Here is a 14,178-nt window from a genome sequence, read left to right as displayed (position 1 = left end):
AATTAGGTTAAGTCCTCGATCGATTAGTATCTGTCAGCTCCATGTGTCGCCACACTTCCACCTCAGACCTATCAACCTGATCATCTTTCAGGGATCTTACTTCCTTGCGGAATGGGAAATCTCATCTTGAGGGGGGCTTCATGCTTAGATGCTTTCAGCACTTATCCCGTCCGCACATAGCTACCCAGCGATGCCCTTGGCAGAACAACTGGTACACCAGCGGTGCGTCCATCCCGGTCCTCTCGTACTAAGGACAGCTCCTCTCAAATTTCCTGCGCCCGCGACGGATAGGGACCGAACTGTCTCACGACGTTCTGAACCCAGCTCGCGTACCGCTTTAATGGGCGAACAGCCCAACCCTTGGGACCGACTACAGCCCCAGGATGCGATGAGCCGACATCGAGGTGCCAAACCTCCCCGTCGATGTGGACTCTTGGGGGAGATAAGCCTGTTATCCCCGGGGTAGCTTTTATCCGTTGAGCGATGGCCCTTCCATGCGGAACCACCGGATCACTAAGCCCGACTTTCGTCCCTGCTCGACTTGTAGGTCTCGCAGTCAAGCTCCCTTGTGCCTTTACACTCTGCGAATGATTTCCAACCATTCTGAGGGAACCTTTGGGCGCCTCCGTTACCTTTTAGGAGGCGACCGCCCCAGTCAAACTGCCCACCTGACACTGTCTCCCCGCCCGATAAGGGCGGCGGGTTAGAAGGTCAATACAGCCAGGGTAGTATCCCACCGATGCCTCCACCGAAGCTGGCGCTCCGGTTTCCAAGGCTCCTACCTATCCTGTACAAGCTGTACCAACATTCAATATCAGGCTGCAGTAAAGCTCCACGGGGTCTTTCCGTCCTGTCGCGGGTAACCTGCATCTTCACAGGTACTATAATTTCACCGAGTCTCTCGTTGAGACAGTGCCCAGATCGTTGCGCCTTTCGTGCGGGTCGGAACTTACCCGACAAGGAATTTCGCTACCTTAGGACCGTTATAGTTACGGCCGCCGTTTACTGGGGCTTCAATTCGCACCTTCGCTTACGCTAAGCGCTCCTCTTAACCTTCCAGCACCGGGCAGGCGTCAGCCCCTATACTTCGCCTTACGGCTTCGCAGAGACCTGTGTTTTTGCTAAACAGTCGCCTGGGCCTATTCACTGCGGCTCTCTCGGGCTTGCACCCTAACAGAGCACCCCTTCTCCCGAAGTTACGGGGTCATTTTGCCGAGTTCCTTAACGAGAGTTCTCTCGATCACCTTAGGATTCTCTCCTCGCCTACCTGTGTCGGTTTGCGGTACGGGCACCTCTCACCTCGCTAGAGGCTTTTCTTGGCAGTGTGGAATCAGGAACTTCGCTACTATATTTCGCTCGCCATCACAGCTCAGCCTTATGGGAAACGGATTTGCCTATTTCCCAGCCTAACTGCTTGGACGCGGATATCCAATACCGCGCTTACCCTATCCTCCTGCGTCCCCCCATTACTCAAATGGTGAGGAGGTGGTACAGGAATATCAACCTGTTGTCCATCGCCTACGCCTTTCGGCCTCGGCTTAGGTCCCGACTAACCCTGAGCGGACGAGCCTTCCTCAGGAAACCTTAGGCATTCGGTGGAGGGGATTCTCACCCCTCTTTCGCTACTCATACCGGCATTCTCACTTCTAAGCGCTCCACCAGTCCTTCCGGTCTGGCTTCACAGCCCTTAGAACGCTCTCCTACCACTGTTCGAAGAACAGTCCGCAGCTTCGGTGATACGTTTAGCCCCGGTACATTTTCGGCGCAGAGTCACTCGACCAGTGAGCTATTACGCACTCTTTAAATGGTGGCTGCTTCTAAGCCAACATCCTGGTTGTCTAAGCAACTCCACATCCTTTTCCACTTAACGTATACTTTGGGACCTTAGCTGGCGGTCTGGGCTGTTTCCCTTTCGACTACGGATCTTATCACTCGCAGTCTGACTCCCAAGGATAAGTCATTGGCATTCGGAGTTTGACTGAATTCGGTAACCCGGTAGGGGCCCCTAGTCCAATCAGTGCTCTACCTCCAAGACTCTTACCTTGAGGCTAGCCCTAAAGCTATTTCGGAGAGAACCAGCTATCTCCAGGTTCGATTGGCATTTCACCCCTACCCACACCTCATCCCCGCACTTTTCAACGTGCGTGGGTTCGGGCCTCCATTCAGTGTTACCTGAACTTCACCCTGGACATGGGTAGATCACCTGGTTTCGGGTCTACGACCACGTACTCATGCGCCCTATTCAGACTCGCTTTCGCTGCGGCTCCGCATCTTCTGCTTAACCTTGCACGGGATCGTAACTCGCCGGTTCATTCTACAAAAGGCACGCCATCACCCGTTAACGGGCTCTGACTACTTGTAGGCACACGGTTTCAGGATCTCTTTCACTCCCCTTCCGGGGTGCTTTTCACCTTTCCCTCACGGTACTGGTTCACTATCGGTCACTAGGGAGTATTTAGCCTTGGGAGATGGTCCTCCCGGATTCCGACGGAATTTCACGTGTTCCGCCGTACTCAGGATCCACTCTGGAGAGAACGAAGTTTTGACTACAGGGCTGTTACCTCCTATGGCGGGCCTTTCCAGACCTCTTCATCTACCTCGTTCCTTTGTAACTCCGTATAGAGTGTCCTACAACCCCAAGAGGCAAGCCTCTTGGTTTGGGCTAATCCCGTTTCGCTCGCCGCTACTCAGGGAATCGCATTTGCTTTCTCTTCCTCCGGGTACTTAGATGTTTCAGTTCCCCGGGTCTGCCTTCTCATATCCTATGAATTCAGATATGGATACCACTCCATTACGAGTGGTGGGTTTCCCCATTCGGAAATCTCCGGATCAAAGCTTGCTTACAGCTCCCCGAAGCATATCGGTGTTCGTCCCGTCCTTCATCGGCTCCTAGTGCCAAGGCATCCACCGTGCGCCCTTTCTAACTTAACCGTTAAAAAGAATCACTATGTGATATCTTGTGTTACTAATTGAATGTGATGTCTACTGTTATCTAGTTTTCAAAGAACACGTTGGTGGAGCCTAGCGGGATCGAACCGCTGACCTCCTGCGTGCAAAGCAGGCGCTCTCCCAGCTGAGCTAAGGCCCCATTTTGTATAAGATGGTGGGCCTGAGTGGACTCGAACCACCGACCTCACGCTTATCAGGCGTGCGCTCTAACCAGCTGAGCTACAGGCCCATCTTAACTTATTCAAGGAACAAAGTTCCTTCAAAACTAAACAAGACAGGGAACGTTCTGTTTATAAGACCCAAGGTCTTATATTCCGTAAATATCCTTAGAAAGGAGGTGATCCAGCCGCACCTTCCGATACGGCTACCTTGTTACGACTTCACCCCAATCATCTGTCCCACCTTCGGCGGCTGGCTCCATAAAGGTTACCTCACCGACTTCGGGTGTTACAAACTCTCGTGGTGTGACGGGCGGTGTGTACAAGGCCCGGGAACGTATTCACCGCGGCATGCTGATCCGCGATTACTAGCGATTCCAGCTTCACGCAGTCGAGTTGCAGACTGCGATCCGAACTGAGAACAGATTTGTGGGATTGGCTTAACCTCGCGGTTTCGCTGCCCTTTGTTCTGTCCATTGTAGCACGTGTGTAGCCCAGGTCATAAGGGGCATGATGATTTGACGTCATCCCCACCTTCCTCCGGTTTGTCACCGGCAGTCACCTTAGAGTGCCCAACTGAATGCTGGCAACTAAGATCAAGGGTTGCGCTCGTTGCGGGACTTAACCCAACATCTCACGACACGAGCTGACGACAACCATGCACCACCTGTCACTCTGCCCCCGAAGGGGACGTCCTATCTCTAGGATTGTCAGAGGATGTCAAGACCTGGTAAGGTTCTTCGCGTTGCTTCGAATTAAACCACATGCTCCACCGCTTGTGCGGGCCCCCGTCAATTCCTTTGAGTTTCAGTCTTGCGACCGTACTCCCCAGGCGGAGTGCTTAATGCGTTAGCTGCAGCACTAAGGGGCGGAAACCCCCTAACACTTAGCACTCATCGTTTACGGCGTGGACTACCAGGGTATCTAATCCTGTTCGCTCCCCACGCTTTCGCTCCTCAGCGTCAGTTACAGACCAGAGAGTCGCCTTCGCCACTGGTGTTCCTCCACATCTCTACGCATTTCACCGCTACACGTGGAATTCCACTCTCCTCTTCTGCACTCAAGTTCCCCAGTTTCCAATGACCCTCCCCGGTTGAGCCGGGGGCTTTCACATCAGACTTAAGGAACCGCCTGCGAGCCCTTTACGCCCAATAATTCCGGACAACGCTTGCCACCTACGTATTACCGCGGCTGCTGGCACGTAGTTAGCCGTGGCTTTCTGGTTAGGTACCGTCAAGGTACCGCCCTATTCGAACGGTACTTGTTCTTCCCTAACAACAGAGCTTTACGATCCGAAAACCTTCATCACTCACGCGGCGTTGCTCCGTCAGACTTTCGTCCATTGCGGAAGATTCCCTACTGCTGCCTCCCGTAGGAGTCTGGGCCGTGTCTCAGTCCCAGTGTGGCCGATCACCCTCTCAGGTCGGCTACGCATCGTTGCCTTGGTGAGCCGTTACCTCACCAACTAGCTAATGCGCCGCGGGTCCATCTGTAAGTGGTAGCCGAAGCCACCTTTTATGTTTGAACCATGCGGTTCAAACAAGCATCCGGTATTAGCCCCGGTTTCCCGGAGTTATCCCAGTCTTACAGGCAGGTTACCCACGTGTTACTCACCCGTCCGCCGCTAACATCAGGGAGCAAGCTCCCATCTGTCCGCTCGACTTGCATGTATTAGGCACGCCGCCAGCGTTCGTCCTGAGCCAGGATCAAACTCTCCGATAAAGTAGTTTGACTGACTACGCACATCGCTGTGCGATTTTATAATAAAACTTGAATTAACAGGTACGTTTTGTCTTGTTTAGTTTTCAAAGAACTTTGTGTGCCTCTCTCGAAGCGACTACTTAATAGTAACATTTTTAGTTAACTAGGTCAACACTTTTTTTAAAATGTTTTCATCTAGTAATGTCTATGTCTTTTAAAAGACAACAGAAATGATTATACCATAAATCTTCTCACTGTAAAGAGTTTTTGATATAAAAAAGCGCAGCTGGTATAGCTGCGCTTTTTCTTAACTTTCTTGTGTCTCTTCTTGCTCATTTTCTTCATTATCATCGTTTTTCTCAACTAATGCGACTGTGGCCACATGCTCTTGTTCCGCCATTCTGATGAGACGTACACCTTGAGTTACGCGTCCGGTAGTTGAGATATCATTGATATCCATTCTGATCAGTACACCGCTGGCAGTAATAATCATCAGATCCTCTTCACCTTTGGTAGCTTTCACCGCTACTAAATGGCCGTTGTTCTCCGTGATTTTACATGTTTTCAGTCCTTTTCCGCCTCGGCTCTGAGTTCTGTATTCTTCAGCCGGAGTTCGTTTACCGTAACCTTTCTCGGTCACGATAAGGACATCAGATTCTTCCTCTAATATTTCCATGCCGACGACAATATCGTCGTCAGTAAGGGTGATGCCTTTTACGCCTGCCGCTGTTCTTCCCATTTCCCTAACATCTGTTTCAGAGAAACGAATCAGCAGGCCGTTTTTCGTTCCGATGATGATTTGTTTTGTGCCGTCAGTAAGCCGGACACCCATTAATTCATCATCTTCACGCAGGCTCAGCGCAATTAAGCCGTTGTTACGGATATTAGCAAACTGAGACAGTGAAGTGCGTTTTGAAACCCCATGTTTTGTTGTGAAGAAGAGATAGAGATCTTCTTCGAATGCAGTGACTGGGATTATTGCGTTAATCCATTCACCTTTTTCTACCTCCAACAGATTGATAATCGGGATTCCCTTAGCGGTTCTACCGTATTCAGGAATTTCATACCCTTTTGAACGATACACTTTCCCTTTGTTGGAGAAGAAGAGAATCGTGTCATGTGTTGAAGTAGAAATCAGATGTTCAACGAAATCATCTTCGTTTGTCCCCATTCCCTGAACGCCTTTTCCTCCGCGCTTTTGACTGCGGTAAGTCGAAGCAGGCAGACGTTTGATATATCCGTTATGCGTCAGAGTGACAACGATGTTTTCTCTTTCGATAAGATCTTCATCTTCAATTGTTTCAAGGCCGGCAGTAACAATCTCAGTGCGTCTTTCATCGTTGAAACGCTCTTTTATTTCTGTGAGCTCTTCACGGATGATCTCAAGCACTTTTTCTTCATTGGCCAAGATTTCTTTAAGCTCTGCAATTAATTTAATAAGGGATTGGTATTCTTCTTCAATCTTTTCTCGTTCCAATCCTGTTAAACGCTGGAGCCTCATGTCTAGAATAGCTTGGGCTTGTTTTTCGGTCAGCGAGAATTGTTCAATTAACCCTGTTCTCGCAATTTCAGCCGTTTGAGAGTTGCGGATAAGGGAAATAACTGCATCAAGATGATCAAGAGCAATCCTTAACCCTTCCAAGATATGCGCTCTCGCCTCCGCTTTACGCAATTCATAAGCAGTACGGCGTCTGATAACGACTTTTTGGTGATCTAGATAATGCACCAGGCATTGCTTTAAATTTAATACCTTCGGCTCACCGTCAACAAGCGCCAGCATGTTAATCCCGAAGGAAGTTTGCAGGGCCGTTTGTTTGTAAAGATTGTTCAGGATAACATGCGCATTGGCATCTCGTCTGATTTCAATGACAATCCGCATACCGTTACGGTCAGATTCATCACGCAAATCAGTTATTCCTTCAATTTTCTTATCTCTGACAAGATCAGCAATCTTCTCAATTAGACGCGCTTTATTCACCTGATAAGGGAGTTCTGTTACTAAAATTCTTTCTTTCCCTGATGAAGTTTCTTCAATTTCTGCTTTTGCCCTAATCGTAATAGAACCTCTTCCGGATTCATATGCCTTGCGAATTCCGCTTCTGCCTAAAATTTGTCCGGCAGTCGGGAAATCCGGTCCAGGAATGAATTCCATCAGCTCTTGGATTGTTATGTCCTTGTTCTCGCTTACGGCAAGCACTCCGTCAATAATTTCTCCAAGCTGGTGCGGCGGTATATTTGTAGCCATTCCGACTGCAATACCGGCTGCTCCATTTACAAGCAGGTTTGGGAATCTTGACGGCATGACAACAGGTTCTCTCTCTGAACCATCATAGTTATCTTGATAATCAATCGTGTCTTTTGTAATGTCTCGCAGAATTTCCATGGCGATCTTAGACATTCTGGCTTCGGTGTACCGCATCGCAGCGGCTGAGTCTCCGTCTACAGAACCAAAGTTTCCGTGACCGTCCACCAGCATATAACGGTAGTTGAAATCCTGCGCCATTCTGACCATAGATTCATATACCGCTGAATCACCGTGAGGATGGTATTTCCCGATAACTTCTCCGACGATACGAGCCGATTTTTTATACGGCTTGTCACTCGTCATGCCTAAATCATTCATCGCGTATAAAATCCGTCTGTGAACCGGTTTTAAACCGTCACGCACATCCGGAAGCGCCCGGGATACGATAACGCTCATCGCATAATCCAAAAAGGACGTGCGCATTTCCTGACTGATATTTATTTCACGAACTTTTGGTGTGTTTTGTTCACTCATTAAAAAACCTCCCTGAAGTATCACATGAAATTATGTGGGAGTAGATTGTCCATTATGATCTTCAATACGATTTCACTATTCTCCATTATATCAATAAACTTATACTTATACACATTAAATTACTAGAATATATAGGTTTTACAAGAATTCCTGCGTCCTGTCCTATTCAGAAAAAAGCCTTATTTCTTATTGGAAATAAGGCTTTGTATTATTAGATATCGAGATTTTTTACGTATCTCGCATTTGCTTCTATGAAATTTCTGCGCGGTTCTACTTTGTCTCCCATCAGCATTTCGAAAGTTTCATCCGCATCCATTGCATCCTCTAGAGTCACCTGCAGAAGCGTTCTTGAGCCCGGGTCCATTGTTGTCTCCCAAAGCTGGGTGGCATTCATTTCACCGAGACCTTTGTAACGCTGCAATCCAGGCTTAGGCGTTTGAGGAAGAGTTTGCAACAGTTCCTCAAGCTGCTTGTCATTGTATGCATATTCAACACGTTTACCCTGCTGGACTTTGTAGAGCGGCGGCTGCGCGATGTACACGTAGCCATTTTCGATAATCTGACGCATATATCTGTAAAAGAACGTCAACAGCAATGTTCTGATGTGCGCGCCGTCAACGTCGGCATCTGTCATAATGACGACTTTGTGATAACGGGCTTTTTCCAAGTTGAAATCTTCCCCGATACCTGTGCCGAGTGCAGTAATCATAGAACGAACTTCGTTGTTAGAAAGAATTTTATCAAGCCTTGCTTTTTCAACGTTTAGGATTTTACCTCTTAGCGGCAAAATGGCTTGGAAATGCCTGTCACGTCCCTGTTTTGCAGATCCTCCGGCAGAGTCACCCTCTACGATATATAACTCGGAGATGCTCGGGTCTTTCGAAGAGCAGTCCGCTAATTTACCGGGAAGGTTTGAAATCTCCAAAGCGCTTTTGCGGCGCGTTAATTCACGCGCTTTTTTCGCAGCCATTCTTGCTCTTGCTGCCATTAAACCTTTGTCAACGATTTTTTTTGCCGCATCTGGATTTTCCAGCATAAATGTTTCCAACGCCGCAGAAAATAACGTATCTGTGATCGTCCGCGCCTCTGAGTTGCCTAGTTTTGTTTTCGTTTGGCCTTCGAACTGCGGATCCGGGTGTTTGATCGAGATAATCGCGGTAAGCCCTTCTCTCACATCATCTCCGCTTAAGTTTGGATCATTTTCTTTTATGAGTCCTTTTTTTCTGGCGTAATCATTGATGACACGAGTCAGCCCCGTTTTAAAACCGGCTTCGTGGGTACCGCCTTCGTACGTGTTGATATTGTTTGTAAATGAGTAAATATTGCTTGTGTAGCTGTCATTGTATTGCAGAGCGACTTCAACCGTAATGCCGTCCTTTTCGCCTTCAATATAAATCGGCTCTTCATGGACAACTTCTTTGGAGCGGTTTAAATACTCTACATAGCTTTTAATTCCGCCTTCGTAATGATACTCATTTTTGCGCTCTTGGCCTTCACGTTTATCTTCAATCGTGATGTTTACGCCTTTTGTCAAAAAGGCTAATTCGCGAACACGGTTAGCAAGCAGATCATATTCATACTCAGTTGTTTCCGTGAAGATTTCAGGATCTGGAACAAAGTGTGTAGTCGTTCCTGTATGATCCGTTTCGCCAATAACTTCAAGATCAGAAACCGGGACACCGCGGTTATAGACTTGGCGATGGATTTTTCCGTCACGGTGAACAGTCACATCAAGCTCTGTTGATAACGCGTTAACGACCGAGGCACCTACACCGTGCAAACCTCCGGACACTTTATATCCGCTTCCGTCAAATTTTCCGCCGGCGTGAAGCACAGTCATAATGACTTCAACCGCAGGACGACCCATTTTCTCATGAATACCGACTGGAATCCCGCGGCCATTATCAATTACCGTAATGCTGTTGTCTTTTTCAATTTGGATATTGATATCTGTACAATAACCGGCCAGGGCTTCGTCAATACTATTGTCGACAATTTCCCATACCAGATGGTGAAGGCCTTTACTGTTGGTTGAACCGATGTACATCCCCGGTCTTTTACGAACAGCTTCCAATCCTTCTAGTACCTGTATCTGATTTTCATCATAACTATTTTGCTGCTGTTCCATAGCCACGTTATTCACCTACACTTTTCTTAAACAATATATTCGTTATAAAAAATCACTAAGAATCTATTTCAACCATAAATTGCGCACGTTTTTTTAATGTGCTGGAAGATAAGGGAGAGTAATATATATTCTGAACCGTGACTACGATAGATTTGGGTGTGCCGTTTACGGAAGGCACCAGCTTGTGTTTCTGTTTTTCCAGAAATTCTTCAACAATTGGCGACATGTTGGCTTTAAAATCAAAAATGCCAATAATATCGCGTGTTGAAACCACAAAATCATCACCTAAATGAATATACAATTGCCCACCTCATTTCTTCACTTCACTAACGTACCGTTTTGCACACGGAACATTCCTGCTTGCCGTAAGGTTTCGTGATCAATGCCATCAACGCTTGTCGTTGTGACAAACGTTTGTACACGGCCCTGGATGGTATGAAGCAAGTGCGATTGGCGATAATCATCCAGCTCACTCAGCACATCATCCAATAGTAAAATGGGATATTCTCCGATTTCTTCATGGATCAGGTCAATCTCAGCCAGCTTAAGGGATAATGCCGTCGTCCGCTGCTGTCCTTGAGAACCATACGTCTGCACATCGCGTCCGTTCACATAGAAAAGAACATCATCCCGATGAGGTCCAGACAGCGTGACGCCGCGCTCGATTTCTTTTTCTCTTAATTTAGAAAACGCTTCTTGATAGCTATCTCCTATTTTCGACAAGTCTTCAGGATCTGATACCTCAAGCGCCGTATGGTACTTCAGCGTCAATTCCTCAAGCCCTCTTGAGATGCCCGAATGGATAGGCTGCGCCCATTTTTCGAGCTGTGCCGTGAACTGCAGACGTTTTACGACGACTTTTGCGGCAACTTCAATAAGCTGATCAGTCAGAACATCAAGCATTGTTCTGTCAGTTTGTTTTCTTGTTTGCAGCTGTTTCAAAAAATGATTTCGCTGGGAAAGAATCTTCTGGTAAAGAGAAAGGTCATACAGGTAGACAGGAGAAACTTGGCCGATTTCCATGTCAAGAAATCTCCGTCTCACTTGAGGGCTTCCCTTTACAAGGTTTAAATCTTCCGGTGCAAACATGATGGTGTTGAGGGCGCCGACATACTGGCTGAGCTTTTGCTGTTCGATATGATTGACCTTGCCCTTTTTACCCTTTTTGGAGATGACGAGCTGCATTGGGATCGCCCCGTTTTGCTTCATCACTCTTCCCTCTATTTTAGCATAGTCTTTGTCCCACCGGATAAGTTCTTTGTCATTTGAAGTCCGATGCGATTTTGCCATGGACAAGACATAGATCGCTTCCATGAGGTTTGTTTTCCCCTGAGCATTTTCTCCAATGATCACATTTACTTTATTTTCAAATTGAAGTTCAGCATGTTCATAGTTGCGGTAAGATGTCAGTTCTAAGTTCTGGATATACAATCAGTGTCACCCGCTTTAATTGACGACTTGAAATGAACCAAATCCTTCAATCTCTACCACATCTCCAACATACAGCTTTCTGCCGCGGCGATTGTCCGGCTCATTGTTCACAAGCACTTCATGCTCGCTCAAAAACCACTTTGCCATGCCGCCTGACTGAATCACATCGGCTAATTTCAGAAATTGCCCGAGTGTAATCATCTCTGTATCAATAGAAATCGGATTTGCCATTATATCGACCTCTTTCAAATATCACTAATATCTAATTGTACTAAAAAAAAACGAATTAGGGAAAGGGAAAACTTGACGGAGCAGATTACGAATAGAAAAGCTGCCGAGCAGGTCGGCAGCCGTATATCGGATTAATAGGTTCTGACAGGGAGGATAAGCTGTACGATTGTTTCATCATTCGGCGTGCGAATTAAGAAAGGTCTCATAGCTCCTGTAAAGCTTACACGTATCTCTGCTCCTTCAAGCACCTTTAATGCATCCAGCATATATTTTGGACTAAATGAGATATTTAATTCCTCACCCTCGATTTGATCTGCAAGAACCGCTTCCACCACTTTTCCGATTTCAGGTGAATTAGAAGAAATCTCAATTGATTCAGCAGGTTTTGCAGAAAGCTTCACCACGTTATTGCGTCCTTCTCTGGCTAATAAAGATGCACGATCAATCGCCTGAAGGAATTCTTTTGTGTTCACAATGATTTCTGTCTTGCTCTCTTGCGGAATAAGGCTGGTTGTATCCGGATAATTTCCATCCAGCAGGCGTGAGAAGAACAAGACGTTTTTTGCTTTAAACAGAACCTGGGTTTCTGTAATGACGATATCTACAAGTTCTTGGTTGTCATCCAAAATCTTGCTGAGTTCAGTTAAGCTCTTACCCGGAATCACGACGTTATAGGATCTGTCTTCTGAAATATCAAGTTTCGCTTTTCTTAAAGCTAAACGGTGGCTATCCGTTGCAGTGCATAATAATTCACTTTTCTCCACTTTCCAGTTTACACCTGTCAAGATAGGGCGTGTTTCTGAGGTGGACACCGCAAACACTGTTTGTCTAATTAGGTTTTTTAATAAATCCGTAGGAATCTGAATCGCATGATGCTCTTCAATCTGCGGCAAGTGCGGATACTCATCGGCATCAAGCCCATTTAGGTTAAATTCGGCTTTTCCAGAGCGGATAATCGTCAGATATTGATTTTGCACTTCGATTTCTACAGTTGCCATCGGGAGTTTTTTTACAATCTCACTAAAGAAGCGGGCTTGTAATACAATGCTGCCTGGCTGTTCAATCGTAACGATTTCTTTATCTCCTTCTTCTTTTGGAATAAAAGACTCGATGGAAATATCTGAATCGCTTCCAGTAAAAGATACCCCTTCATCTGAGGCAACGATCTTAATACCGGTCAAAATCGGAATTGTAGTTCTGGATGAAACTGCTTTTAATACATCTTGGACACTTTCAACAAGACGATCTTTTTGAATCGTAAATTTCATTTTTATCCTCCTAACGGATAATGTTTAATATATATATTTTTTTTAAAAAAAGTAGTAGAAGTAATAGTAGGGCTTGTGGATTTGTGGATAAGTTGTGAAAAAGACAGGAAACACAGCCTATCCACATGTGGACAGACTGTGCATGACTTTAGAAAAGTTATTCACACTTCTCCCGATTTATCCCCGGCCCTATTATTTAAGCTGTTCCTTGATTTCTTTTACATGCTGCTGAAGCTGTTCATCATCTGCCAGCAGTTTTGAAATTTTTTCATGCGCATGAATAACGGTTGTATGGTCACGTCCTCCGAATTCCTCTCCGATTTTAGGGAGAGAGGAGTCAGTCATTTCTCTCGATAAGTACATAGCGATTTGACGCGGGAATGCTACCGATTTTGTCCGTTTTTTTGCTTTGAAATCCTCAAGCTTAATATTGAATTGCTGGCCTACTACTCTCTGAATTTCTTTTATTGTAATCACTTTCGGTTTTGAGGAAGGAATAATATCTTTTAATGCCTCAGCGGCCAGATCGGCATTAATATCTTTATTAATTAAAGATGAATAAGCAACGACCCTGATTAACGCCCCTTCCAGCTCCCGAATGTTGCTGTCGATTTGATTTGCGATATAAAGCATAACCTCGTTCGGAATATCCAAGCCTTCCGCTTTGGCTTTTTTTCTTAAAATCGCAATTCTCGTTTCTAAATCAGGAGGCGTGATATCTGTAATCAGACCCCATTCAAATCGTGAACGCAATCTGTCTTCAAGTGTCGGAATTTCTTTAGGCGGTCTATCACTTGAAATGACGATTTGTTTGCTTTCTTCGTGCAGCGTGTTAAAAGTATGGAAAAATTCTTCTTGCGTTTGTTCTTTCCCGGCTAAAAATTGAATATCATCTATCAAAAGCACATCAACATTTCGGTAGCGATTGCGAAAATCAACTGCTTTATTATCTCGAATAGAGTTGATGAACTCGTTAGTAAATTTCTCAGAAGACAGATAAACCACTTTGGCAGAAGGATTATGATCTATTACATAATGGCCGATCGCATGCATTAAGTGTGTTTTCCCTAAGCCAACGCCCCCGTAGATAAATAAAGGGTTGTATGCTTTTGCAGGTGCTTCCGCTACTGCCAGGGAAGCAGCGTGAGCGAATCGGTTTCCAGATCCGATGACAAAAGTATCAAAAGTATATTTTGGGTTGAGCATATTTTGAGGAAAATCAGATGTATCTTCTTTTACCGCTTTTTTGACTTGCGGTTTTGGCATAAAGTCTTCGACATCTTGATTTTGAGGAATGACAAACTTAATGCTCAATTCTTCCCCGGTTAATTCATATATAGTATCTGCAATGAGATGCAAGTATCTGGACTCCAGCCAGTCTCTGGCAAATTCATTAGGAGCGGTAATTGTCAATGTATCTCCTTGCAGTGAGTGGGCTTTCGTTGATTTCATCCAAGTCTCGAAACTCGGTTTGCTCAATTTTTTTTCGATTTGAGCAAGGGCTTGGTTCCACAGGTCTAATATATTTTCCAT

Annotated in this window: 7 protein-coding genes, 2 tRNA genes and 2 rRNA genes; all 11 read right to left on the bottom strand. The window is 45.9% G+C overall.

Annotated features, from left to right (window positions below):
• Window positions 1-3: 3 nt before the first annotated feature.
• The 11 genes from NYE43_RS00055 to dnaA all read right to left on the bottom strand — a co-directional run bounded on the left by NYE43_RS00055 (window position 4) and on the right by dnaA (window position 14,178).
• A 23S ribosomal RNA gene (locus NYE43_RS00055) occupies window positions 4-2,931 on the bottom strand.
• Between the two features lie 81 nt (window positions 2,932-3,012).
• Window positions 3,013-3,088: transfer RNA gene (locus NYE43_RS00050), tRNA-Ala, on the bottom strand.
• Window positions 3,089-3,101: 13 nt separating this feature from the next.
• Window positions 3,102-3,178, bottom strand: a tRNA-Ile gene (locus NYE43_RS00045).
• Between the two features lie 101 nt (window positions 3,179-3,279).
• A 16S ribosomal RNA gene (locus NYE43_RS00040) occupies window positions 3,280-4,829 on the bottom strand.
• Together the 16S and 23S rRNA genes with 2 tRNA genes alongside form the textbook arrangement of a ribosomal RNA operon.
• Window positions 4,830-5,115: 286 nt before the next feature.
• Window positions 5,116-7,587 carry a DNA topoisomerase (ATP-hydrolyzing) subunit A gene (gene gyrA, locus NYE43_RS00035; RefSeq protein WP_024123585.1) on the bottom strand — a complete coding sequence of 824 codons (2,472 nt, stop codon included), beginning with the start codon at window positions 7,585-7,587 and terminating at the stop codon, window positions 5,116-5,118.
• A 211-nt stretch (window positions 7,588-7,798) separates the two neighbouring features.
• A complete protein-coding gene (gene gyrB, locus NYE43_RS00030) occupies window positions 7,799-9,715 on the bottom strand; it encodes a DNA topoisomerase (ATP-hydrolyzing) subunit B (protein WP_024123584.1) in 1,917 nt (638 codons plus the stop codon).
• A gap of 55 nt (window positions 9,716-9,770) precedes the next feature.
• Entirely contained in the window at window positions 9,771-10,016 is a 246-nt protein-coding gene (gene remB, locus NYE43_RS00025; RefSeq protein WP_024123583.1) for an extracellular matrix regulator RemB, read from the bottom strand.
• A gap of 17 nt (window positions 10,017-10,033) precedes the next feature.
• Window positions 10,034-11,146, bottom strand: coding sequence for a DNA replication/repair protein RecF (recF, locus tag NYE43_RS00020; protein WP_024123582.1), 1,113 nt, complete (start codon window positions 11,144-11,146; stop codon window positions 10,034-10,036).
• 15 nt (window positions 11,147-11,161) lie between these two features.
• Complete coding sequence (rlbA, locus tag NYE43_RS00015) at window positions 11,162-11,377, bottom strand: ribosome maturation protein RlbA (protein ID WP_003219264.1); 216 nt, start codon at window positions 11,375-11,377, stop codon at window positions 11,162-11,164.
• Window positions 11,378-11,508: 131 nt separating this feature from the next.
• On the bottom strand, window positions 11,509-12,645 hold the full coding sequence (gene dnaN / locus NYE43_RS00010) for a DNA polymerase III subunit beta (protein ID WP_024123581.1): 1,137 nt from the start codon (window positions 12,643-12,645) through the stop codon (window positions 11,509-11,511).
• Window positions 12,646-12,837: 192 nt separating this feature from the next.
• The gene (dnaA, locus tag NYE43_RS00005) at window positions 12,838-14,178 is read right to left on the bottom strand and encodes a chromosomal replication initiator protein DnaA (protein WP_003242674.1); all 1,341 of its coding nucleotides are present in this window, start codon (window positions 14,176-14,178) and stop codon (window positions 12,838-12,840) included.

It is taken from the genome of Bacillus sp. FSL R5-0434 (assembly GCF_038004745.1).
Lineage (GTDB): Bacteria > Bacillota > Bacilli > Bacillales > Bacillaceae > Bacillus > Bacillus halotolerans.
This window is presented reverse-complemented; position numbering and strand designations above follow the sequence as displayed.

What these genes read in the sequence shown, in the direction of transcription:
- rlbA (WP_003219264.1), bottom strand. Translation starts at nt 11,377, where the DNA reads ATGGCAAATCCGATTTCTATTGATACAGAGATGATTACACTCGGGCAA.
- dnaA (WP_003242674.1), bottom strand. Translation starts at nt 14,178, where the DNA reads ATGGAAAATATATTAGACCTGTGGAACCAAGCCCTTGCTCAAATCGAA.
- gyrB (WP_024123584.1), bottom strand. Translation starts at nt 9,715, where the DNA reads ATGGAACAGCAGCAAAATAGTTATGATGAAAATCAGATACAGGTACTA.
- gyrA (WP_024123585.1), bottom strand. Translation starts at nt 7,587, where the DNA reads ATGAGTGAACAAAACACACCAAAAGTTCGTGAAATAAATATCAGTCAG.
- dnaN (WP_024123581.1), bottom strand. Translation starts at nt 12,645, where the DNA reads ATGAAATTTACGATTCAAAAAGATCGTCTTGTTGAAAGTGTCCAAGAT.